This is a genomic window from Bacillus sp. IS1 (assembly GCF_032461585.1).
GTDB lineage: Bacteria > Bacillota > Bacilli > Bacillales > Bacillaceae > Bacillus > Bacillus velezensis.
The window spans coordinates 194,894-218,031 of record NZ_JAWCWR010000003.1 but is presented as its reverse complement, the minus strand read 5'-3'; the positions used below and the strand labels follow the sequence as shown (position 1 = coordinate 218,031).

23 protein-coding genes are annotated in these 23,138 nt (G+C 48.2%); 12 read left to right on the top strand and 11 right to left on the bottom strand.

Features of this window, described 5'->3' with window-relative positions; genetic code table 11:
• Positions 1 to 42 precede the first annotated feature (42 nt).
• Positions 43 to 900, top strand: a complete 858-nt coding sequence (locus tag RUW00_RS14505; protein WP_007610477.1) for an SDR family oxidoreductase — start codon at positions 43 to 45, stop codon at positions 898 to 900.
• Between the two features lie 30 nt (positions 901 to 930).
• On the opposite strand, the gene RUW00_RS14500 is transcribed toward RUW00_RS14505, so the two are convergent.
• Positions 931 to 1,164, bottom strand: coding sequence for an IDEAL domain-containing protein (locus RUW00_RS14500; protein ID WP_007610478.1), 234 nt, complete (start codon positions 1,162 to 1,164; stop codon positions 931 to 933).
• 315 nt (positions 1,165 to 1,479) lie between these two features.
• Between RUW00_RS14500 and RUW00_RS14495 the strand changes: the two genes are divergently transcribed.
• The 4 genes from RUW00_RS14495 (at position 1,480) to RUW00_RS14480 (ending at position 3,601) form a co-directional block, all read left to right on the top strand.
• A complete protein-coding gene (locus tag RUW00_RS14495; RefSeq protein WP_003155179.1) occupies positions 1,480 to 2,058 on the top strand; it encodes a competence protein ComK in 579 nt (192 codons plus the stop codon).
• A gap of 145 nt (positions 2,059 to 2,203) precedes the next feature.
• Positions 2,204 to 2,572: an iron chaperone gene (locus RUW00_RS14490; RefSeq protein ID WP_012117235.1), complete on the top strand. Its 369-nt coding sequence runs from the start codon at positions 2,204 to 2,206 to the stop codon at positions 2,570 to 2,572.
• A 26-nt stretch (positions 2,573 to 2,598) separates the two neighbouring features.
• Complete coding sequence (locus tag RUW00_RS14485) at positions 2,599 to 2,970, top strand: iron chaperone (RefSeq protein ID WP_174532632.1); 372 nt, start codon at positions 2,599 to 2,601, stop codon at positions 2,968 to 2,970.
• A 121-nt stretch (positions 2,971 to 3,091) separates the two neighbouring features.
• Positions 3,092 to 3,601 carry a MepB family protein gene (locus tag RUW00_RS14480; protein ID WP_128496547.1) on the top strand — a complete coding sequence of 170 codons (510 nt, stop codon included), beginning with the start codon at positions 3,092 to 3,094 and terminating at the stop codon, positions 3,599 to 3,601.
• Positions 3,602 to 3,829: 228 nt separating this feature from the next.
• Here RUW00_RS14480 and RUW00_RS14475 read toward each other — a convergent pair whose 3' ends face one another.
• Positions 3,830 to 4,540: a YrpD family protein gene (locus RUW00_RS14475; RefSeq protein WP_215797018.1), complete on the bottom strand. Its 711-nt coding sequence runs from the start codon at positions 4,538 to 4,540 to the stop codon at positions 3,830 to 3,832.
• A 195-nt stretch (positions 4,541 to 4,735) separates the two neighbouring features.
• Here RUW00_RS14475 and RUW00_RS14470 point away from each other — a divergent pair, with 195 nt between their 5' ends.
• A complete protein-coding gene (locus RUW00_RS14470; RefSeq protein WP_003155168.1) occupies positions 4,736 to 5,005 on the top strand; it encodes an excalibur calcium-binding domain-containing protein in 270 nt (89 codons plus the stop codon).
• Between the two features lie 32 nt (positions 5,006 to 5,037).
• Here RUW00_RS14470 and RUW00_RS14465 read toward each other — a convergent pair whose 3' ends face one another.
• The 4 genes from RUW00_RS14465 to RUW00_RS14450 form a co-directional block, all read right to left on the bottom strand.
• A complete protein-coding gene (locus RUW00_RS14465) occupies positions 5,038 to 5,355 on the bottom strand; it encodes a YbjQ family protein (RefSeq protein ID WP_003155166.1) in 318 nt (105 codons plus the stop codon).
• Positions 5,356 to 5,396: 41 nt separating this feature from the next.
• On the bottom strand, positions 5,397 to 6,866 hold the full coding sequence (locus RUW00_RS14460; protein ID WP_280144990.1) for a sodium:solute symporter family protein: 1,470 nt from the start codon (positions 6,864 to 6,866) through the stop codon (positions 5,397 to 5,399).
• Complete coding sequence (locus RUW00_RS14455) at positions 6,863 to 7,063, bottom strand: DUF3311 domain-containing protein (protein WP_007409181.1); 201 nt, start codon at positions 7,061 to 7,063, stop codon at positions 6,863 to 6,865. The genes RUW00_RS14460 and RUW00_RS14455 overlap by 4 nt, the downstream gene beginning before the upstream one ends.
• 120 nt (positions 7,064 to 7,183) lie before the next feature.
• Entirely contained in the window at positions 7,184 to 7,543 is a 360-nt protein-coding gene (locus RUW00_RS14450; protein WP_017417407.1) for a YhjD family protein, read from the bottom strand.
• Between the two features lie 152 nt (positions 7,544 to 7,695).
• Here RUW00_RS14450 and RUW00_RS14445 point away from each other — a divergent pair, with 152 nt between their 5' ends.
• The 4 genes from RUW00_RS14445 to RUW00_RS14430 all read left to right on the top strand — a co-directional run bounded on the left by RUW00_RS14445 (position 7,696) and on the right by RUW00_RS14430 (position 11,068).
• A complete protein-coding gene (locus RUW00_RS14445) occupies positions 7,696 to 8,322 on the top strand; it encodes a TVP38/TMEM64 family protein (RefSeq protein ID WP_059367273.1) in 627 nt (208 codons plus the stop codon).
• On the top strand, positions 8,319 to 8,834 hold the full coding sequence (gene lepB / locus RUW00_RS14440; protein ID WP_003155158.1) for a signal peptidase I: 516 nt from the start codon (positions 8,319 to 8,321) through the stop codon (positions 8,832 to 8,834). Before RUW00_RS14445 ends, lepB begins: the two co-directional genes overlap by 4 nt.
• A gap of 145 nt (positions 8,835 to 8,979) precedes the next feature.
• Positions 8,980 to 10,458, top strand: coding sequence for a monooxygenase (locus RUW00_RS14435; RefSeq protein WP_280144991.1), 1,479 nt, complete (start codon positions 8,980 to 8,982; stop codon positions 10,456 to 10,458).
• Positions 10,459 to 10,546: 88 nt separating this feature from the next.
• Positions 10,547 to 11,068 (top strand): MarR family transcriptional regulator, encoded by a 522-nt coding sequence (locus RUW00_RS14430; RefSeq protein ID WP_012117244.1) that lies wholly within the window; start codon positions 10,547 to 10,549, stop codon positions 11,066 to 11,068.
• A gap of 36 nt (positions 11,069 to 11,104) precedes the next feature.
• On the opposite strand, the gene RUW00_RS14425 is transcribed toward RUW00_RS14430, so the two are convergent.
• From RUW00_RS14425 to RUW00_RS14405, 5 genes are all read right to left on the bottom strand, one after another.
• Positions 11,105 to 12,262, bottom strand: a complete 1,158-nt coding sequence (locus RUW00_RS14425; RefSeq protein WP_280144992.1) for an AbrB family transcriptional regulator — start codon at positions 12,260 to 12,262, stop codon at positions 11,105 to 11,107.
• A gap of 167 nt (positions 12,263 to 12,429) precedes the next feature.
• Entirely contained in the window at positions 12,430 to 13,626 is a 1,197-nt protein-coding gene (locus RUW00_RS14420; RefSeq protein WP_014417364.1) for an MFS transporter, read from the bottom strand.
• A gap of 15 nt (positions 13,627 to 13,641) precedes the next feature.
• Positions 13,642 to 14,262 carry a TetR/AcrR family transcriptional regulator gene (locus tag RUW00_RS14415; protein ID WP_280144993.1) on the bottom strand — a complete coding sequence of 207 codons (621 nt, stop codon included), beginning with the start codon at positions 14,260 to 14,262 and terminating at the stop codon, positions 13,642 to 13,644.
• 251 nt (positions 14,263 to 14,513) lie between these two features.
• A complete protein-coding gene (locus tag RUW00_RS14410; RefSeq protein WP_095273027.1) occupies positions 14,514 to 15,023 on the bottom strand; it encodes a ferritin-like domain-containing protein in 510 nt (169 codons plus the stop codon).
• Positions 15,024 to 15,091: 68 nt separating this feature from the next.
• On the bottom strand, positions 15,092 to 15,805 hold the full coding sequence (locus RUW00_RS14405; protein WP_104843237.1) for a DUF421 domain-containing protein: 714 nt from the start codon (positions 15,803 to 15,805) through the stop codon (positions 15,092 to 15,094).
• Between the two features lie 140 nt (positions 15,806 to 15,945).
• Between RUW00_RS14405 and addB the strand changes: the two genes are divergently transcribed.
• Both addB and addA read left to right on the top strand, forming a co-directional pair.
• Entirely contained in the window at positions 15,946 to 19,446 is a 3,501-nt protein-coding gene (gene addB / locus RUW00_RS14400) for a helicase-exonuclease AddAB subunit AddB (RefSeq protein WP_315956661.1), read from the top strand.
• Positions 19,433 to 23,137, top strand: a complete 3,705-nt coding sequence (gene addA, locus RUW00_RS14395) for a helicase-exonuclease AddAB subunit AddA (protein WP_280145435.1) — start codon at positions 19,433 to 19,435, stop codon at positions 23,135 to 23,137. The genes addB and addA overlap by 14 nt, the downstream gene beginning before the upstream one ends.
• Position 23,138: the final 1 nt, after the last annotated feature.

The window sequence follows — 23,138 nt, the reverse complement described above, 5'->3', positions numbered from 1 at the left end:
AATTACTCATAATATAGTAATTAATGTAAAGGAGTGATCAAAATGGCTAATCAGAAGAAGAAAACCTTGCCGCCGCAGCATCAAAACCGGCAGCCGGGCTTTGAATATGTAATGGACCCGCGCCCCGTTTTTGACAAACCGAAAGCGGCGAAAAAACTTGAAGGGAAAACGGCGATCATCACGGGCGGAGACAGCGGGATCGGCCGCGCCGTATCCGTTTTATTCGCGAAGGAAGGCGCTAATGTGGTCATCGTTTACTTTGATGAGCATCAGGATGCCGAAGAGACGAAGCAATATGTAGAAAAAGAGGGGGCGAAGTGTCTGCTGATCGCAGGGGATGTCGGAGACGAAGCCTTCTGCAACGATGTCATCCGCCAGGCGGGCCAAGCCTTTCCTTCCATTGACATCCTGGTCAACAACGCGGGGGAGCAGCACGTGCAGCCGGGGATTGAGAAAATCACGAGCCACCAGCTCATCAGAACGTTTCAGACGAATATTTTTTCAATGTTTTACTTAACGAAAGCCGCGCTCCCTCACCTGAAAAAAGGAAGTTCAATCATTAATACGGCCTCCATTACCGCCTATAAAGGCCACAAAACATTGATTGACTATTCAGCGACAAAAGGGGCGATCGTCACGTTTACAAGATCTCTTTCCCAATCTCTTGTCACTCAGGGCATCAGAGTAAACGCAGTGGCGCCGGGGCCGATCTGGACGCCGCTGATCCCGGCGAGCTTCTCGGCGAAGGAAGTGGAAGTCTTCGGCTCAGACGTGCCGATGCAGCGCCCGGGAGAGCCTGTTGAAGTGGCGCCGAGCTATTTGTACTTAGCAAGCGATGATTCTTCATATGTCACGGGCCAGACGATTCATGTGAACGGCGGCACCATCGTAAACGGATAATGTAAAAAAAGCCAATCCATATGGATTGGCTTATTCACTCTGTTTGAGTGCGGCATATTCTTTTGAAAGCGTGAGGAACGCTTCTTTATTTTTATCATCAAGCGCCTTATTAATCTGCATTGTCAGCATGGCGATCCGGCGTTTATACAAGGATTCATCAAGCACCATTTGAATGTAAATATCGGCCATTGTCACATCGAATTCGTTTGCTTTTTGCGTGTTGCGGGACTTCATGAGCTCAGTGTACGACTTTTTCTCTTTCATAAAGAATCCCCCCAATGCCTTTTTTATAGTATATGGATAACGGCCGGAAAAATCAATTAATTTTTATAATCTTTAGACAACTAATACTTGGAAATATATCGACATATCCTGCAAATTGACGAAAAAACGTAAATGATCATTGTATAAATGAGGTGAAACGAAAAAGAAAAATAATATTTAAATAGTAATTTAAGACTAAATTACATCTTTAAAAGGTGATTTTTAGCTATATTCGAAAAAAACCTGTCGTTTTCCAATGACAGATGATAGATTATTAGTATAAATTTTCAAGAAAAGGATTGGAGGATGCACATCATGTGCCAGAAAACACACGCACCCTTAGAAAGCTACGAAGTAAATCGTTCAACCATCGCTGTTTTGCCTGAGGAAATAGACGGTAAAATGGGGTCGAAGGTCATTGAAAAAGACTGCATTCTGTATGTCAGCATGAAGCCGATTCACATCATCGACAGAAGCTGCCGCTACTTTGGTTCCAGCTATGCCGGGAGAAAAGCGGGAACATATGAAGCGATTAAAATTTCTCACAAGCCGCCGATTATGGTGGACCCTTCAAATCACATCTTTTTATTCCCTACACTTTCTTCTGCAAGGCCTCAATGCGGCTGGATATCGCATGTTCACGTTAAAGATTTTCAACCGACGGCATTTGATGACACAGCGGTCACGTTCTCAAACGGCAAAACGATGGAACTGGAAGTATCCTATCATTCTTTTGAAAATCAGGTTTACAGAACCGCCTATCTCAGAACCACTTTTCAGGACAGGATGGGCAGTCATATCCCGAAGCGGCAGGAATTCATGCTGTATCCGAAGGAAGAGCGGACAAGAATGATCTACGACTTTATTTTGCGGGAGCTGGGGGAGAGATATTAGAGAAAGCTATGATGCGAAGGGACGGGTCCTCTCCTTTTGGGGAGGGCTTTTTTCGATTTACATGCCGGTATAGAGTTGTATCGTGTCCGTCTGTTGGCTATGATGATGTAAAGAGTAATGATTTTTCATTTTAGGAGAGATGGGCATGGATGTGTTTGCAAAATATGTATCAGGAATCGATAACCCGGATCACCGTCTCAAGGCAGAGGAGATTTTGTCGTGGACGGCTGGCCAATTTCCGAACTTAGAAGCGCAGATCAAGTGGAACAAACCGACATTTACCGATCACGGCACCTATATCATTATGTTTGCCGCGGCAAAAAATCATTTGAGCATTTTACCTGAAAAAGAGACGATGGAGCATTTTGCCGATGACATCGCCCAGGCCGGGTACAGCGCTTCTTCGCGCCTGTTCAGAATTCGATGGACTGATCCGGTGCACTATGATCTGCTTAAGAAGATCATCGAATTTAACATCAAGGAAAAAGCTGAAAATCCGGGGTTTTGGCGCTAGCGGACGTGATGTTGAAGGAGGAAGACATGGACGTTTTCAAAGACTATTTATCAAGTATCGACAGCCCTGATCATCGTCTGCGAATGGAGGAAATCCTGTCGTGGACGGCTGGCCAATTTCCGAACTTAGAAGCGCAGATCAAGTGGAACACGCCGATGTTTACGGATCACGGCACCTTTATTATCGGCTTTGCGGCAGCAAAGCATCATGTAAGTGTTTCCCCCGAAGAAGCTGGAATTGCGCATTTTGCCGACGACATTGCCCGTGCCGGCTACAGCGCTACTTCCCGTTTGTTCAGAATTCAATCGACTGAACCGGTGCATTATGAGCTGCTTGAACGCATGATTCAATTCAATATTCAGGATAAGGCGGACTGCTCAGCATTTTGGCGGAAATAATGAAAGAAATGTTAAAAAACAACCCTGACGAGGGCTGTTTTTTTATTGGAAACACATGATCAGCCCATTTTAATCAAGAAGCAATGGATGACGTACTATAAAAAATAAGGAGTACGAAGCAGTGAATGAATTTTATAAGGCGTTAACATATGTAAATAAAATTTTTTATGAACCAAATCACTTAACGATACATGATATTCAAGAAGAAGCTCAAAACTCAGAGTATGGGGCCGGTATGTTTCAACTGCATTCAAAGTCAGTTCGATTCAGAGTCGCAAAAATAACGCCTAACAAGATAGGACAGTTTGTTGCTTTTTGGGAAAAAGATGGAGATGGTAAAAACCAAGCCTTTTCATATGAAAAAGCTGCTGATTTATTGGTAATCAATACTTTTGCCGGTAATAATCATTTTGGACAATTTGTTTTTCCAAAAGAAGTTCTTGTAAAGCAAAATATCCTTAAAACAGCCGCTGCAAAAGGAAAAATGGCAATTAGAGTTTACCCTAAATGGGAAAATCCCACTAGCAAACAAGCTATCAAAACACAAAAATGGCAGTTGGCATATTTTGTAGAGGCGAACGATGCAGATCGTTTTCCAGCACAAGACCTGTTAAAGCTATATTCTAACTAAAATTGGACAGCCCTGAGCCGGCTGACAGTATGTGAAGTTAACCGGTGCGTGAGTTGGAGAATAACGGGGAACCTCAACAAATGAGGTTCCTCTAATTGTTATATAGAAATCGACATTTTGAATGTAACAGAGTTTGTTTATTAAACGTAATCCGAAAAATAAAGGATTTGCGTATCCGGCAGACCCTCACGAAACGCACGATGGCAGAAATCGTGCGTTCAACATTCTTTATTTGACGACAGACATGCTGACGCTGCTGCCTGACACTGTCAATTTGGCAAAATCCTGTGTATCAATCACAGGGGTGACTGCTTTATTGTCGATCGTGATGTTCGTAAAGGCTGTTGAGAAGTTTGATTTGATGTAAGGGCGCTGATCCTCTGATGTGACCGCGACGGTGGCGAGCGCTTTCCATTTTGAGACAGAGCCTACATTTGTTTGGGCGAGTTCTGAGATGATGCGGCCGGTGTATCCGTCATTATTCGTGCCCCAATATGTGGCGCGGGTATTGCCGTTCAGATTTTTGTAAATGGTCAGCTGTACGGTGCTGCCGGGCCGGAAGCCTTTCGTATAGGTGAATTGGCTTTCTCCTTCCAGATACCGGACCTGGCCTTGCCCCTTTGAACCGACTTTCATGATCGGTTTCCATACATGATAGGTGTCACTGTACTGAAGCCCGATATCAGCCTCTGTGCCTCCGGTAAATCCTGAGTAAATATAGGCTGTCCCATTTGACACCTGAATCGAGCTTGGAAGCTGAATTTTCGTGACGAGAACTGAGCCCGTGCTGTTCAGGTAGGCCCTTCCGCCGATTCCTTTGCTGAGCTGGGACGCCGCTTCCGCCGTTTTGGGACTGATCACCCCCGGAATATCCGCCGTACATGCGCCGAATAGAACGGCTGTAGTGAGCACACCCGCAAGAAGCCCTTTTTTCATCATCATTTCTCCTCCTATCATCATAGTCAGATAGCGCTATCAATTCATATTATAAAAGGTTTTGGGAAAAATTCCATAAAAGATATACGGGCGGACGTAAATTAAAACTATTTTCCTATTTATCTTGTAAATGGAGATTATTTGAACTATGATATGTTCAGCAATACAGCATGATTCAGGAAAGGGGATAGGATAGAAATGAAAAAGACGGCAGCTGTGCTTTTGTCTTTCGGTCTGGTGTTCGGCTGTTCATACGGAGCGGGGCAGACGGCAGAAGCGAAAACAAAGGTAAAAACGTATCAAAACTGCAAGGCGCTGAATAAGGTGTATAAGGGCGGCGTGGCCAAATCGTCAAAAGTGAAAAACAAGGGCGGCAGAACAAAGTACAAGCCGTATGTATCAAAAGCGCTTTACAATGCAAATAAAAGACTTGACCGAGATAAAGACTATATCGCATGTGAGAAATAAAAAAACAAGCCTCTTTAAAGAGGCTTGTTTTTTTAAATGGATTCGGCGGTGACGGCGGTTCCGTATCCGATTAATTCGGATGTGTTCTGTCCTGCGGTCAGTTCGAACCGCAGGCCGACGATGGCGTTCGCTCCGAGCTGCTCCGCCTCTCTGATCAGCCGCTCTTTCACCGCTTTTTTGGAGTCTTCCAGCATTTCAGTATAGCTTTTCAATTCGCCGCCGACGACAGATTTTAAGCCTGCAAGCAAGTCTTTGCCGATGTGTCTGGACTGGACGATACTGCTTGTCACCAGGCCTTTCACTTCCGTAATCTGTTTTCCGGCGACGGTTTCGGTCGTTGTCATGATCATGCGTTTTTCCCCTTTCGTGTATCTTACCGCTATCTTACCATTTAAGCCGCCTTTTCGGCTGCGCTGATTTGTTTTTTTCTGACTGCGGCGCTGACTGCAAACATGACGGAAATGTTCAGAACCAGCGCGATGATGCCTGTATTCATATCCTTAACGATCTGCGGAAGAAACGGAAAGAGGGTTCCGATGGTTGATTCGGTCAGCGTAATGAAGGCTACCGTTCCGACCCCGGCCGTTATGCCGGCAAAAGCGCCGTGGCTTGTGATGAAACGCCGCTTCGGCAGGCTGAATAAGAGTGCGGGGAAAAGCTGGGTGACAAGGCTGTAGCCCATTAAAAGCAAGGTGACGATGGTATTTCCGCCTTTCAGCGTAAAATATACGGATATCAGCGCGATGACGGGTACGGCGTATTTTGCGAGCCGTGAGACTTTTTCGTCAGTCGTGCCGGGCAGAATGGCTTTGTACACATTTTTGGCGAACAGCGTGCTTGAGGCCATTAATATCATTGAACCGGGTACAAGCGCCGTCAGAATGCCCGCCGATCCGATCAGTCCGACAAACCAGGGATCAAAGGTTTTCACAGACAGCTTTAATAAGGCGAGATCCGTGTCCGCCCCTTTTAAACCGGGCACCTGCAGAATCGCCGCAAATCCGGTAAAGATGACAAACAGCAGGACGAGCTGATAAAGAGGCATGATGATTGCGTTTTTCCGAAACACCCGCGGATGCTCCGCCGAATAGGAAGCGGCAAATGTATGGGGCCACATATAAAAGCCGAGAGCGGTCAGCAAAACCGTTGAGCTGAACCAGGAAACGCTCTGTCCGGTTTCCGGCAGCGTGAGAAAACCGGGTTTTGCGGCGTCAATTTGTTTGAACATCTCCGTAAACCCGCCATAGTAATGAATGGGCAAATAAATGCCTAAATACAGGACGATGCCTAAAATCATGATATCTTTGACGACGGATATCCACGCCGAACCGTGGATTCCTGATATCATCACATAAATCGTGATGGAGACAGCGCCGATCCAGACAGCGGCTGAGGGCGGAATCTGTCCGTATGACGTTGCTGAAACAATTAATCCGAGCCCTTTCAGCTGCAGGACGAGATAGGGGATGAGGGATGCGATGCCGACGAGCGATACGAGAATGCCGAGGAGCGGGCTGTTGTATTTTGAAATAAAAAAATCTGATTGCGACATCAGTTTGTGTTGTTTGGCGTAAGTCCACACGGCTGGCAGAAGCCAATATGACAAAATGTAGGCAAGGCAGCCGTACGCGATAATATAAAAGGCGGGGCCTCCTTTTCCGTAAGCCCATCCGCTTCCGCCGAGGAATGTAAAGGTCGTGTATATTTCTCCCGCCATTAATAAAAAGACAAACATCGTGCCGAAGCCGCGTCCGCCCACTGTCCATTGTTCAAGGTCCATATTTTTTCCTTTTCGGGCCCGGATTCCGAGATATACACAAAACAGGAGCACGGCGGCCATTACGGGAAATGCTGCGTTCATTCCGCCTCACCCGCCTTGTTTTCTTTGTCCAATTTGTAAACGGCGGCCATCAGAACGGAAGTCAGCACCGCCCAGATGACGACATACGCGAGAATGAAAGGCATTCCGAAAACATAAGGCGTCACCCGGTTGGCAAATGGAATGCCGGCGAGAATTCCGAAAAAGGGCAGGGCGGCGAGAACATGAATCAGTTTCATAACATTCCTCCTTTTCATTGGAAACAGCGTGTCCCGATTATAAAGAAAATCATGTCGAATGTATAGTGTGAATAGTCTGAAATTTATCGACTGAAAAGGAAAAGCAGTCCCGGCTGCTTTTTAAATGGTCGCAAGAGACAGGTAATATTCCAATAAGGCGGTTACCTGTTCCCGTATTCTCGGGTTGAAATAACGGTGTTTTTCTTCATAGCCGTTAATGGTGCATATATAAAGCGTAAATGCTTCATCTCTTTCCGCTTCGTATAGTTTAATTTTACGCTTTCTTAACTCTTTTCGAACATCACTCAAATCCTTTTGTGCTAATTTTAAAGAGCAGCCGATAAGCTGTTTATAGGGTTGTTTTAATTTGAACGGGCACGAATCAAGCGCTTCGAGGTCCCGGTTCAGGATGGCAGCCGCCATGGGCAGAAACAGCCCTTTTTCGATGAGATCGCGGGTGCCGCTCCGGATGTCAGGCATAAATACTCCTTCTTTCTTAAAAAAGAGAACATTTGTTCTTATTTTATACTCGCTTACACGATATTTCAAGTCGGAAAATCTCGTAAACATTTTCGTTTTTTGGAGATAATGTGTAGAATAAGGATAGACAAACTCGTTAAGGAGTATAAACGTTGGAGCAATTTTTATCATATTTGACTGAGGAACAGCTGACGGAATGGTTCCAAAGCTATAGAGCTTTCGGCCCGGCGGCTGCGGCTGCACTGCCTTTTATTGAAGCGTTTCTTCCGTTTTTGCCGCTTGTTGTATTTGTGGTGGCGAATACGAATGCATTTGGTTTGTGGGAAGGTTTTTTTCTGTCGTGGCTTGGATCTGCGGCAGGATCGATGCTGATGTTTTATGCCGTCCGCCGTTTCGGACAGAAAAGAGCTTTCGGTTTCATCCGCAGGCATCAGACCATAAGGCGGATGATGCTCTGGGTTGAGCGGCACGGTTTCGGTCCGCTGTTTATTTTACTTTGCTTCCCCTTTACGCCGTCCGCTGCGGTTCATATCGTTGCCGGTCTGTCACGGGTGGGGGCGCTGCAGTTTATATCAGCAGCCGCTATGGGGAAAATGGTCATGATCTTTATGATCAGTTTTATCGGGTATGATCTTCACGCACTCATGACACAGCCTTTCAGGATGGCGGGCGCCATAACGGTGATCGCGGTGCTGTGGTATGCCGGAAAGCATATCGAACGGCGTTTACAGACGAGAATCAGTCAGCATGAGAAAGACGGAGGGAGACAGGAATCTTGAAAAAACGATTTTGGTTTATAGCCGGCGTGCTTATCGTTGTTTTGGCCATACAATTAAAGAATGCCATTTTTATTGATTATAAAGTCGAAGGAATCAGCATGAATCCGACCTTTAAACAAGGAAATGAGCTGATGGTCAACAAGTTTTCCCATCGTTACAAAACGATCCGCCGTTTCGATATTGTCCTGTTTAAAGGCCCGCACCGCAAAGTGCTGATCAAACGAGTCATCGGGCTCCCCGGCGAGTCAATCGCATACAGGGAGGATCAGCTGTATGTGAATGGAAAACGGGTGGCGGAACCGTTTTTAAAACCGTTAAAGTCATCATTGTCCGCCGGGAGCCATGTGACCGGTGATTATACGCTGAAGGAAACGACCGGGCGCAAAAGCATACCGAAGGGACAATACTTTGTTATTGGCGACAACCGCATATACAGCCTCGACAGCCGTCATTTCGGTCCGATTAAGGATAAAGACATTGTCGGAGTCATCAGTGAATCAGACGCCAAGTGAACGGCGTCTTTTTTTCGGAAATGATTGTCAAAAAGCAGAGGAAAGACTATAATGAAAATTGTTACGCACGAAACAAAAAAGAGGCGTTTTATTTTTGGTGATATTGTTACGTGTGTAACAAAAAATATGAAAGAGGACTGATGAGATGAAAACACAGACTGCCATTATCGGGGGAGGTCCGGTCGGGCTTATGCTTGCATCAGAACTGGCGCTGGCCGGAGTGAAAACGACTGTCATTGAACGATTGAAGAAGACGGTGCCATATTCCAAAGCGCTTATCATGCATCCGCGCACACTTGAACTTTTTGCCATGAGGGGCATATTGGAACGCTTTTTGGAAAAAGGGACGAAGGTGTCTTCCGGCCATTTTTCCATGCTGGATACACGGCTGGATTTTTCTCGGCTGGATACGAAGCAGAATTATTCGTTAATGCTGCCTCAGGCAGAAACGGAGCGGATTTTGGAGGAGTATGCATCAAGTCTCGGCACAGACATCATCCGCGGGGCGGAAGCGGTGGCTGTCACCCAGACGGATGACGGAGTGGAGACGGTGTTCCGGGACGAAAGCGGTATCCGCACTCTTCACAGCTTTTATGCAGCGGGTACAGACGGAGCGGGGAGCATTGTCAGGAAACAGGCGGGCATCGCTTTTTCGGGCACTGATGCCGACTTAACAGGAACCCTTTGTGATGCCGCTTTGAAACATCCGCCCGAATCTTCCTTTTTGTCAACGTGCCGCCTGGAGGGATCGGTTGTGATTGTCCCTCTTACGGACGGACTTTTCCGCGTCCTCATCGTTTCTCCGCACGCTCCGCAAAAGCGGAAGGAAGAGCCGGTCACTGAAAATGAGCTGAAAGAAGACCTGCGGCGGATATGCGGCACTGATTTCGGATTGAGTGATCCGGTATGGATGTCGCGGTTCGGCAATGCCGAGCGTCAGGCTGAGCAGTACCGATCCGGCCGGATTTTTGTGGCCGGGGATGCGGCGCACATTCATTTTCCCGCAGGCGGCCAAGGCCTGAATACGGGGCTTCAGGATGCCTTCAACCTCGGCTGGAAGCTGGCGGCGCAAATGAAGGGAAAAGCGGCGCCTCATCTTCTGGACAGCTATCATCAGGAAAGGCACAGCACAGGAAAAGAAGTGTTGCACAATATAAAAACCCAGATAAAGCTCATGGATTTTACCGAGTCGGGTATGGCATTAAGAGAAACGATGACCGCTTTGCTGGATTTTCAGGAGTCCAACCGTTTATTGGCGGGAAAAGTATCCGCGCTTGATCTGCATTATGAACCGGATGCGGAGCTGCCGCCGCATACCCTGAACGGAAAACGCCTGCCGGATATCGAATTGACCCTTCATGACGGGCGGCCGGCCCGGCTGTATGATTTTCTTCATAAGGGCGCCTTTGTGCTTCTGTCATTAAGAGGGAGCATTCCCGCCGGTATTGATACGGACAGCGTGGCAGCTGTAAGGGCGGATCTTGCTGAAACACGTGCCGATTGGGATGACGTCCACACCGTTTTAATCCGGCCGGACGGCCACGCGGCATGGGCAGCCGGCGGCTCGGGACGTGAAGCGGAAGAAGCCGTTCTGGCCGGTTTGGAGAGATGGGGATTCATCTGATACCCTTTTATGCGCCTGTGTGATTGTTTCTTGTGTAACAAAACGTTATAGTAAAAGAAACAATCAATACGGAAGGGTGATTCAGCAGTTGGACAGAAGACAGCCAGACCATGCAAAACACATGATTCTTGAAGGGCTGACAGATATTTTTCACGAGCAGGAGAGGTGTCAGGAGGACATCAGGGCGTCGTTGGCCGGACGGATGGACGAACTCCGTGAAGAAAACGGAAAAAAATTACAGCTGACCTTGACGGAAATTCACATTTTGTCGTGTATCGGAGATCATGAACCGATCAATGTCACGTCAATAGCGGAAAAAATGAAGACGACAAAGCCGACCGTGTCGAGAAGCTGCGCGAAGTTTTTGGAAGCCGGCTTTCTGCGCAGAACCCGGCTGAGCGACAATAAAAAAGAAGTCTATTTCCGGCTGACTCCTGCCGGGAAAGAGCTGCATTCCCTTCATCATGAATATCATGAATTGATAAAAAAGCGGCTCTTGGCGTTTTTAGACCGCTATACAGATGAAGAACTGTTATTTGCTGAACGGCTGTTCCGTGATCTTTCAGCAAACTGGCGGTCTGTAAATGGCGGCGGAGAGCTGTTCAAATAAAAAACACGCATATGGATGCGTGTTTTTTTATTCGGATCATGTTCCTCTTTCTGCCCGGCCTCTTTCGCCGTGTGCCCGTTTCAGCTGAGAAAGGTGGTGCAGCAGCCGATAGAAGGGCGGAAGCATGGCGATGACGAGAACGATCCGGATGACCTGAACCGCGACGACGAAAGTCGAGTCTTCGTGCAGGGTGATCGAAGTCGCCGCCATCTCGGCGATCCCGCCGGGAGAAAAGGCGAGAACAGATGTAATCATGGAGATGCCCGTTAATTTAGAAACCGCAACCGCGCTCAGAATCATGGCGGCGATTAATCCGACGGAAGAAATAAATCCGACGGTCAGCACTCTCGTCACGCCGGTGAACATGCTTTTGTACATTTTTGATCCGATTGTGGCACCGAGAAAAATTTGTGACAGCTGGTTCGCTTCCGGCGGCCACCAGGCCAGCATGTCTTTGCCCGCCAAGGCGGACACGCCGATTTCCGCAGCAGCAACGCCGATCATGCTGCCGAGCAGCCAAGGGGCGGGAAATTTCAGCCGTTTTGCGCCTTTGCTTGCAAGCCAGGCAGCCAAAATAAATCCGGCCGTTAACAAGACGGGAATAAGGCCCGGGTATGAAGCTCCTGCCGAAACGGCTCCGGCTGATGTCTGAGCCGTACCGTTTTGTTTGGTAAATAAGAAAATGACGAGAAACGGTATTGTCATGACGACCAAAAGGACGCGCGTCAGCTGAATAAGGCTTACAATCGCGGTGTTTGCGCCGACTTCCTGGGCGATACCGGGCATGGCGGATAAACCGCCCGGCGCCGTGCCTACAAAGCTTGTCATCATGTCCGTCCGGCTGAACCGAAAGAGCACATATCCGGAAACAAGCGCCATCACGATAGAGAAAATCAGCATGAACCCTACCGGAAGCCAATGCTCCCGTAAAACCGACAGAACGGACAGGTTCAGTTTCTGGCCGAGTTCGATGCCGAGGATCATTTGTCCCGCCGCAAGCCATCTGCGGTGAATCCCTCTTCTGTCAGGCGCCATGAACAGCCAGCGGGGCCTCGTCATGGAGAGGATGCAGCCGGCTGCCAGCGTTCCGAGCATCCAGGCGATCGACATCCCTGTAAGCGAAAGAAGAAACCCCCCTGCCGCACTGATGAGAATAAACCAGATATCCGTAAGGAGATGTTTGTCTTTCTTCAATGAAAACCCTTCTTCCTGAAACATTCATATTAAATTGTTAAGCTCGTTAACCTTACTATTACTATAGTATAGATTTTGAGATAAATAAATAATGAATTATTTCTCATAATCCATTCATTTTTCTTATCACAAACATAAAAAAAGCTCCGGAGATGGGTGAGTGCACCCTACTCCGAAACCTCGCCCGCTTTTCCTTTCCACACAAAGGTCAATCCCAGACCGAGAAATAAAACCACACCTGCGAACAGAAACGGGAAGTGAATATTCATATCAAATAAAATACCGCCCAGAGCCGGGCCGAAAATGGTGCCCAAACTCGTGTATGTTGAGTTCATACCGGCAACAAACCCCTGCTGATTTCCTGCGATTTTCGATAAATAAGTAGTCAGTGCCGGGCGCAGTAAATCAAACGCAAGGAAAATGATGCAGGTGACAGCGAGCACGGGCAAAAATCCTGACATCACCGTAGAAACGAAAGCCAGCACAGCGCCGATGATCAGACAAAGCTGAATGACTTTTTTCTCCCCGAGGAAGTTGACAAGTCTGCCGAATGCGAGCACTTGAATGAGGACCGCCACAATGGAGCTGAACGTAATAATAATGGCGATATCCTTTGGCGTGAAGCCGAATTTATGGTTTGTAAATAAGCTGAATACCGTTTCGTACGCCGACAGTCCGAATGCCAAAACAAAGACGATGATAAAGGCGATCAAGTAGCTTGGATGAATCGACTTTTTCAAATCTTTTAAGAAGGTTGATTCTTTGACGCTTTCCATCTGCTTTGCGCGTTCTTCTTTAGTTAACGGCTCTTTCAGCATAAAGACAGAGGAAATCACTGCGATAAATGCAATTCCCGCCGCAAAGAAAAACGGCATTCGAACGCCGTGATCGGCAATAAATCCTCCTATGCCGGGCCCGATGATAAACCCTGTGCTGATGGCGGCAGATACATAGCCCATCGCCTTCGATCTTTCCTGCACCGTCGTAATATCTGCGACATACGCTGTAACAGCGGGCATGATAAAAGCGGCACTGATGCCCCCCAGCACCCTTGCGAAATATAAAATGGAGACATGTGTGCCCAATCCGAAGGTCAGTTCGGATAATGCGAACAAAAACAGTCCGGCGAGAATCATGATTTTTCTGCCGAAGCGGTCAACCCATCTCCCCGCAATGGGGGATGCAATTAATTGCGCGACGGCGAAGGCAGCGACAAGGTATCCCATTGTGCTGCCCGTCAAGTGCATCACATTCATAAACAGCGGCATAACGGGAATGATCAATCCGATGCCTAAAAAAGCAATAAATATGTTGCTTAATAAGATGATGAGTACAGCCTTTTGTTCTCTGATCGGTTTTTGCATGTTGTTTCTCCTTTGTCAGCTGTCATTCTGTTTATCAGCGCTGATCGACCCGTGAATAAACGCGGAGATGGCTTCTTTTTGCAATTCGATTCTTTGCTGAATGGTATCGTTTTTATATAACACATCTAAACCGTAGAAGACGGATAGCAGGATTTTCACTTTTGATTCGACATGATGAATGGACCAGCTGCCGTCTTGATTTCCCTCTTCTAAGATCTCCCTCATCACATCGTCATATTCAATATCAATTTTGTTGAGCCGCTTTACGACCTCCTCTGACGTAAACGCACTCGCATAAAACTCTTCACTTGCTCTCATAAGCGGGTAATTGATGCTCATCCGGCTGAGCAGCTCCGCAAAGCCCGTCAGCTTTTCGGCAGCATCTTTCAGATCAGCTTCCATTTCCCTCCACGTCTCGATCATCACGCGGTGATCCTCTTCCATGATATGAAGAAACAGAAACTCTTTTCCTTTAAAATGGTGATATAGATTGCCTTTACTGATTTCGGCCGCCTCTAAAATATCCCGAATCGATGTTTCTGAATATCCTTTTTTTGCAAATAAGTCACGCGAAGCGGATACGAGCCTGTTCTTCGTCTTTTCGCTCTTTCCGGCACCGCCTTTTGTATTTGTCACTTCACACAGATCCTTTCCGCCTCATTCATATCGTTGTCCCGGCAAAGCGGGGCTCGGTTCGTTTAAAACCGACCAGTTGGTTTATTTTATTATAAAGGGTTTTTGCTGATTATACAATGAAGAAGTTATCCATTGTTTAGAGGGAGTATAAAAACGGCTCGAAAAGTAAACCCCATTCTCTCATGTTGAAAGAACGGGGTTTGTCTGCGGTCTGAAGACTCCCGGCGGGGGAGCGTGATCTGCCTGAACCGTTATTTTCCGGTATTTACCTCGGTGTAGCTTGTGTTCGGCGCGTTTGATACCGCACCCCCTGTATGGTGGAAAGGAGAGTGGGCCATATCGTATAAAAACCAGACGGCATGACGCTGCTCGTCAAATGCCGTGCGGGCAAATAACCGCTTCGCTTCCGGATGCACCGCTCTATCGGATGCCTGCAAATAAAAATCATTCGTTTTCTGCTCGTCATAAAACGCCGCCCTCAGTCCTTCTCTGTATGTGTGCGGACAATGCTCCGTCTGTTTCGGCGTCAACTGTTTTCCGGTAATTGACGTATACAGTGAAGAGAAAGCGTGCAGGTGGCGCACTTCTTCTTCTCTGATATGTTCGATTCGTCTTCTGATTTCTGCGGTCGGCGCTTTTTCGGCTAATATTGAGTAGCAAATCACAGCGCTGTATTCACCGTTTATGGATTTTACCAGATCCTTGATAAGCACAGAATCGTCACTGCAGATGGCTGTATAATGAAAAAAATTCTCGTGCATTGGACTCACCCCCGGATGTTTATAGGGTATTATACGGCGGCAGCCCGTGACATGTGCGGATGTCATTTTTATTCTTGATCTAGCGGCGATGTAATATGGTCGTCGTATGTGTCGACAAAAAGCCGGCCGTTGCTTCCGCGCACAGCGTATACGACGTCTTCCGGTTTGAGGTTTCTCTTGTCCAATTCTTCTCTCAGCCATTTTTCCGATACGTGGTTTTCTTCCAGATTCTTCATCACCAGCCGGCCGTCCATAATCAGCTCAACGGCAAAGTTCTTTTCATGTCCGGCAAAGATGCCGAGATCCTGTCTTGTAATGGGCGCAAATTCCGGTTTGACCTCCACTGACATGCTGCCGTTTGTTTCAATGATGGCAGTCTGAACCTGAGAAATGTCAAATACGTCATTTACACGCAGCTGCTGGTTCAAGTAGTCGATGGTATAACGCATCGTTTTCATATTATGCTCAAGTATTTTACCGTTTTGAATGATAATGGTCGGTTTGCCTGCAAAGAAACCCCTAAGGGCCCTGTTTTTCATAGAAAGATATGCGACAAGGTAAATGATTGCCACGAAAATAATGTAGGCAATGACATTATAATGAATCGGCAGCTTTGTATTAAACGACAGATTTGCCGTGATGGCGCCGAGCGAGATGGCCGCAATGAAATCAAAAAGCGTCATCTGTGAAATGGTTTGTTTACCGAGTATCCGGGCGCCGATAAACAGAATGCTGAACGACAGAGCCGTCCGTACAATCACTTCGGGATATTCTGACATCATCATTAGTCCTTTTTTCTTTATTTTGGTCAAAAACGATATTTTTTAAAACAGTCATCCCGTTTTTACCAGCAGATGAGATTGGTCATTTTCGTCAACTTTCGATAAAATGTAGAAAGATAAAAAGAGAGGGGTCTTCTAATTTGGGTGTTGAGTTTTTAGTAGGCAGATCGGGGAGTGGGAAAACGAGGCTGATTATCGACAGCATTCAAGATGAACTGCGCCGGGAGCCGTTCGGGAAACCGATCATTTTTCTAGTCCCGGATCAAATGACGTTTTTAATGGAATATGAGCTTGCTAAAACGCCGGATATCGGCGGCATGATACGCGCTCAAGTGTTCAGTTTTTCGCGTTTGGCGTGGCGCGTGCTTCAGCATACCGGGGGCATGAACCGCCCGTTTGTGACGACGACGGGTGTGCAGATGCTTTTAAGGAAACTGATTGAAGAACATAAGCACGAGTTTAAAGTGTATCAAAAAGCGAGTGACAAAACCGGGTTCACTGAGCAGGTGGAACGGATGCTGACAGAGTTTAAGCGGTACTGTATTGAGCCTGAAGACGTCCGCCGCATGGCGGAAAGCGGAACGGCGTCAGAATATCGCGGAGAGCGGATGCTGTCTGAAAAACTTCATGATTTAGGCGTTTTATATCAGCAGATGGAAAAAAGCCTCGCCGGACACTATTTGCATTCAGAGGATTATTTGACGCTGCTCGCTCAGCAGATTCCTTTGGCGGACGTTGTAAAAGGCGCCCGTGTTTACGTCGACGGATTCTATCAATTTACGCCGCAGGAATTAAGGGTGCTGGAGCAGCTGATCATGCATGCTGAACATGTCACATTCTCGCTGACGGCGGACAGTCCTTCGGCGGAACAGGCACCGGATGAGCTCGATCTGTTCAGAATGACGGGAAGCACATACTATAAGCTTTATCAGACGGCAAAGGAATTGAATGCCGATATTTCCTGCAAGGAACTGCATGGCACGAAGCGGCATCGGCATGTGCCGGAGCTTGCCTGTATAGAGTCGCAGTACGATGTGCGTCCCGCCGCGGCGTATACCGGCGGACAGGAAGCTTTTACCGTCATGCAGGCGCAAAACAGAAGAGCTGAGCTTGAAGGTATTGCCCGGGAAATTCAATCACTTGTCCGGGACGGAGGATACCGGTACAAAGATATGGCGATTCTCATCCGTCAGCCGGAAGATTATAAAGATTTGCTGAAGGAAGTGTTTGCCGATTACGGGCTTCCTTATTTTATTGACGGAAAAGCTTCTATGCAGCATCACCCGCTTATTGAATTCATCCGTTCAAGCCTGGATGTCGTGAAGGGGAACTGGAGATATGAAGCGGTGTTCCGCTGTGCGAAAACCGAACTGTTATTCCCGCTTGATCAGCCGGAGCAGAAAATAAGAGAGCAGGTTGATCAGCTTGAAAACTACTGTATCGCCTACGGCATTAAAGGGGAGCGCTGGACGAGCGGCGAGCGGTTTGTATACAGGCGCTTCGTATCGCTCGATGAGGATTTCGCGCAGACAGATCAGGAAATAGAGATGGAGCAAATGCTGAATGAGACGAAAGAGTGGATGGCCGCGCCCCTTGTCCGGCTTCAAAACCGGATGAAAAAGGCGAAAACGGTTCAAAGCATGGCGGAGGCTCTTTATCTCTTTTTGGAAGATACCGATGTTCCCCTGAAGCTGGACCGAAAAAGGCAGCGGGCCGAAGAGGCCGGAAACATGATCGAAGCGCAGCAGCACGGCCAGGCGTGGGATGCCGTTATCCAGCTTCTCGAGGAGTTTGCCGGCATGATGGGTGAAGATGAAATATCTTTGGCGCTGTTCCAGCAAATGCTTGAAACGGGAACGGAATCGCTTCATTTTTCTTTAATTCCTCCTGCGCTTGACCAAGTATTTGTAGGGAATATGGATCTCTCAAGAATGTACGGCACGTCCTGCACATTCGTCATCGGGGCCAATGACGGCGTTCTTCCGGCGCGCCCGGATGAAAACGGCGTGCTGTCTGATGATGACCGGGAGTGGCTGAAAGCGGTCGGAGTGGAGCTGTCTTCCGCGGGGCGTGAGCGGCTGCTTGATGAGCATTTTCTCATCTATATGGCGCTGTCGAGTCCGTCTGACCGTCTTTATGTGTCATACCCGATTGCCGATGCGGAAGGAAAAACGCTCCTGCCGTCAATCGTTGTAAACAGGCTTGGCGAGCTGTTTCCCGATCATCAGGAAAAGCTGTCAGCGGCTGACCCCGAGCAGGTAAGCGAAGAAGAGCAGCTTCAGTATCTCGTCAATAAACAGGTGGCTCAGACATATACGGCAAGTCAGCTCAGGCTGTGGACAAGAGAGTACGAGATCAGTGACGTATGGTGGAGCGCATACAATGTGCTGATGAAAGAGTCTGATCACCGGCGTGCGAAAAAGCTGTTTTCAAGCCTGTTTTTCCGCAATGAGGCGAAGCGTCTTGAACGGCCTGTTTCGCGCCAGCTTTACGGCGAGCATATTAAAGGAAGCGTCTCTCGGATGGAGGCGTTTAATGCCTGCCAGTTCTCTCATTTTGCATCTCACGGGCTTCAATTAAAAGAGCGGCAGTTTTTCAAGCTGGAAGCGCCGGATATCGGCCAGCTGTTTCACTCCAGCCTGAAGCTGATTTCAGACCGGCTTCGTGATCAGAAGCTGGAATGGCGCGATCTGACGAAAGATCAGTGCCGGAATTTCTCCTATGAAGCGGTGGAACGGCTTGCGCCAAAGCTGCAAAAAGAGATTCTGCTCAGCTCAAACAGACACTTTTATGTGAAGGAAAAACTGCAGAAGATCGTCACTCGTGTTTCAGGCATATTAAGCGAGCATGCGAAGGCGAGCGGTTTCGTCCCGGTCGGTCTTGAACTCGGTTTCGGCGGAAGCGGGCCGCTGCCTCCGCTCACTTTCACGCTGAAAAACGGCTGTACGATGGAACTCGTCGGACGGATCGACCGCGTGGATAAAGCGGAAAGCTCAAAAGGCCTGCTGCTGAGAATCGTTGATTATAAATCAAGCGACAGAGGGCTTGATCTGGCTGAGGTGTATTACGGGCTCGCTCTGCAAATGCTCACATATCTTGACTTATCGATTACACATTCCGCGGATTGGCTCGGCATGAAAGCGACACCGGCAGGCGTTTTGTATTTCCATATTCATGATCCGATGATTCAGGCCAGTCTGCCGATGGGGCTTGATGAAATCGAGCAGGAAATTTTCAAGAAATTTAAAATGAAAGGCCTTCTCCTCGGTGACCGGGAGGCGATCAGCCTGATGGACACGACGTTGGAGGAAGGGCGTTCAAATATCGTCAATGCCGGTTTGAAAAAGGACGGTTCTTTAAGATCCGACTCAGCCGCGGTCAGTGAACAGGATTTTCATCTGCTGACAGACCATGTGCGGCGGACATTTGAACAGGCGGGCGAAGCGATAACGGACGGGCTTGTGTCCATTACCCCGTATAAGCTGAAAGATAAGACGCCTTGTACGTATTGTGCGTTTCAATCGGTGTGCCAGTTTGATGAGTCGCTTAAGGAAAATGAATACCGCAGCCTGAAAGCGGAAAAAGACGGCACTATACTGGATTGGCTGAAAAAGGAGGCGGATGATGATGCAAATTCCTAAACCGAAAGACAGCATATGGACGGATGACCAATGGAGCGCCATCGTTTCTTCCGGCCGCGATATTCTGGTCGCTGCCGCAGCCGGATCAGGTAAAACGGCCGTGCTCGTGGAACGGATGATCAGAAAGATAACCGCGGAGGAAGATCCGGTTGATGTTGACAGGCTCCTTGTGGTGACCTTTACAAACGCCTCAGCAGCGGAGATGAAGCATCGGATCGCGGAAGCATTAGAAAAAGAGCTCGCCAAAAATCCGGGATCTCTGCATATCAGACGGCAGCTCTCTCTATTAAATCGGGCGAGCATTTCGACGCTTCACTCTTTCTGTCTGCAAGTGCTTAAAAAATATTATTATATGATTGATCTTGACCCCGGTTTTCGGATGGCTGACCAGACGGAAGGCGAATTGCTCGGAGACGAAGTGCTTGATGAGCTGTTTGAAGATGAATACGCAAAAGGGAATCAGGCGTTTTTTGAGCTTGCGGACAGATATACGACAGACAGGCATGATCTGGATCTTCAAGACCTTGTCAAACGGGTGTACGAGTATTCCCGGTCGCATCCTGACCCGGAAGCGTGGCTGCAAAGCTTTGTCCGCTTGTATGACGTGACGGAAGAAAGCAAAATGGAAGAGCTTCCGTTTTACCAGTATGTGAGAGAAGATGTTGAAATGGCGCTCTTCGGGGCAAAACAAAAGCTTGAGAAGGCGCTTGAACTGACAAAAGCGCCCGGCGGGCCGGCGCCGCGTGCTGATAATTTTCTGGATGACCTTCAGCAGATAGAAGAGCTGATCAGCTGCCGGCATGACTTCGATGCGCTGTATGAACGGGTTCCCGCAGTCTCATTTAAGCGGGCGAAGGCGGTAAAGGGTGATGAATTTGACAAAGCGCTTTTGGACGAAGCGACCGATTTGCGAAACGGCGCGAAGAAACTGATCGAAAAGGTAAAGACAGATTACTTTACAAGAAGTCCGCAAGATCACTTAAAGAGTTTAACAGATATGAAGCCTGTCATCGAAACGGTCGTTCAGCTCGTGATATCGTACGGAAAACGATTTGAAGCGGCGAAACAAGAAAAATCAATTATTGATTTCTCAGATTTGGAACATTACTGCCTGGCGATTTTAACTGCGGTTGATGAAGAAGGCCGGCGGGTGCCGAGCGAAGCGGCCGTTTATTATCAAGACCAGTTTCATGAAGTTCTGGTTGATGAATATCAAGATACCAATCTTGTGCAGGAGTCTATCCTGCAGCTTGTTAAAAGCGGGAATGAAGAGGCGGGAAATCTGTTTATGGTAGGCGACGTCAAACAATCGATCTACCGTTTCAGACTTGCTGAGCCGCTGCTGTTTCTCGGGAAATATAAAAGGTTTACAGAAAGCGGGGAAGGCGCGGGGCAGAAAATTGATCTGAACCAAAATTTCCGCAGCCGCTCCGATATTTTGGACAGTACGAATTTCTTGTTTAAGCAGCTGATGGGCGGAAAAATCGGCGAAGTGGACTACGATGAACAGGCGGCATTGAAGCTCGGCGCATCGTATCCGCCGAATGACGCGGCAAAAACGGAACTGCTGCTGATTGACAGCGCTGATGACGCAGACAGCGCCGAGGATGCCGAAGACTTTGAAACCGTGCACTGGGAAGCGAAAGCGATAGCCGGGGAGATCCGAAAGCTTGTCTCATCTCCGTTTAAGGTATATGACGGCAAAACAAAAACACACCGGAATATCCAGTACCGGGATATCGTGATTTTGCTGCGCTCCATGCCGTGGGCGCCGCAATTAATGGAAGAGCTGAAAAACCAGGGCATTCCGGTGTACGCCAATTTGACGTCGGGTTACTTTGAAGCCGTGGAGGTGGCTGCGGCGCTTTCAGTCTTGAAGGTGATTGATAATCCGTATCAGGATATTCCGCTTGCTTCCGTGCTGCGCTCGCCCATCGTCGGATGTGACGAAAATGAACTTGCGCTGATACGCCTTGAAAAGAAAAAAGCGCCGTTTTATGAAGCGCTTAAAGCATATATAGCGAACGGTGACAGGCATGATGACCTGTATCAAAAACTGAGAACTTTTTATGACAGTCTGCAAAAGTGGCGGTCATTTTCGACGAATCATTCGGTGTCTGAGCTGATTTGGGAAGTATACCGCGATACCGGATATTTTGACTATGCAGGCGGCATGCCCGGCGGAAAGCAGCGCCAGGCCAATCTGCGCGTCTTGTATGACCGGGCGCGCTCGTACGAAGCGACGGCGTTCCGCGGGTTATTCCGCTTTTTGCGGTTCATTGAACGGATGCAGGAGCGCGGCGATGATCTGGGGACGGCCCGGGCGCTCAGCGAGCAGGAGGATGTCGTTCGGCTGATGACGATCCACAGCAGCAAAGGACTTGAATTCCCCGTCGTTTTCACCGCCGGACTCGGCAGAAGTTTTAATATGATGGATCTCAACAAATCATACCTGCTTGATAAAGAGCTCGGTTTCGGCACGAAGTACATTCATCCGGAACTCAGAATCAGCTATCCGACTCTTCCGCTTGTGGCGATGAAGAAAAAGATGCGCAGAGAGCTCTTATCCGAAGAATTGCGCGTATTGTATGTGGCGCTGACCAGAGCGAAGGAAAAGCTGTTTCTCGTCGGCTCCTGCAAAAACCGGGAAAAACAACTGGCCAAATGGCAGGCGCAAGCAGACCGGGCTGATTGGCTTCTTTCTGAATTCGACCGCTATCAGGCGTCATCTTATTTGGACTTTATCGGGCCGGCGCTCATCCGCCACCGTGACATGGAGGCGCACAGGACGCCGGGACTTTCATCGTCTGAGGATATCGCGCGCGACCCGTCGCGTTTTCACATCCGGATGCTGCAGCAAAGTGAATTGCTGGAAGAGAATCCAAAAGAACGTGCTGAAGAAAAGAGCAAACGTCTCAAAGCGATTCAGCAGGGCGAGCCGATTCCTGGTTCGTTTTCATTTGATGATCAGGCGCGCCGTCTGCTTGAATGGGAATATCCGTACCGAGAGCTGACGGCTATCAGAACGAAGCAGTCAGTTTCTGAGCTGAAGAGAAAGCAAGAATACGAGGATGAATACAGCGGCCGCTCTCTCATCAAACCGTCAGGAGACACGCTTTTATACAGGCGTCCCGGTTTTATGATGAAAAAAGGGCTGACAGCCGCCGAAAAAGGAACGGCGATGCATACGGTGATGCAGCACATACCGCTGACGCACGTGCCGACTGCCGAAGAAGCGGAGCGGACGGTCCGGATGCTTTACGAAAAAGAGCTGCTGACAGAAGAACAGCAGGAAGCTATTGATATAGAAGAAATTGTTCAGTTTTTCGGAACTGAAATCGGTAAAGACCTTCTCGGGGCGCTGCGGATTGACCGGGAAGTGCCGTTCAGTATGGCGCTTCCGGCCGGCGAGGTGTACAAGGATGCCGAAACGGCCGGTGAACCGCTGCTCGTGCAGGGGATTATTGACTGCCTCTACGAAACGGCGGACGGCCTCTATTTGCTGGACTATAAAACAGATCGGATAGAGGGGAAATTCCGGAACGGATTTGAAGGCGCGGCTCCGATTCTGCAAAAAAGGTATGAAACACAAATCGAATTGTATACAAAAGCGGTTGAACAAATTACAAAAACGAAAGTGAAAGGGTGTGCGCTCTATTTCTTCGATGGAGGTCACGTTCTTACACTGTAAC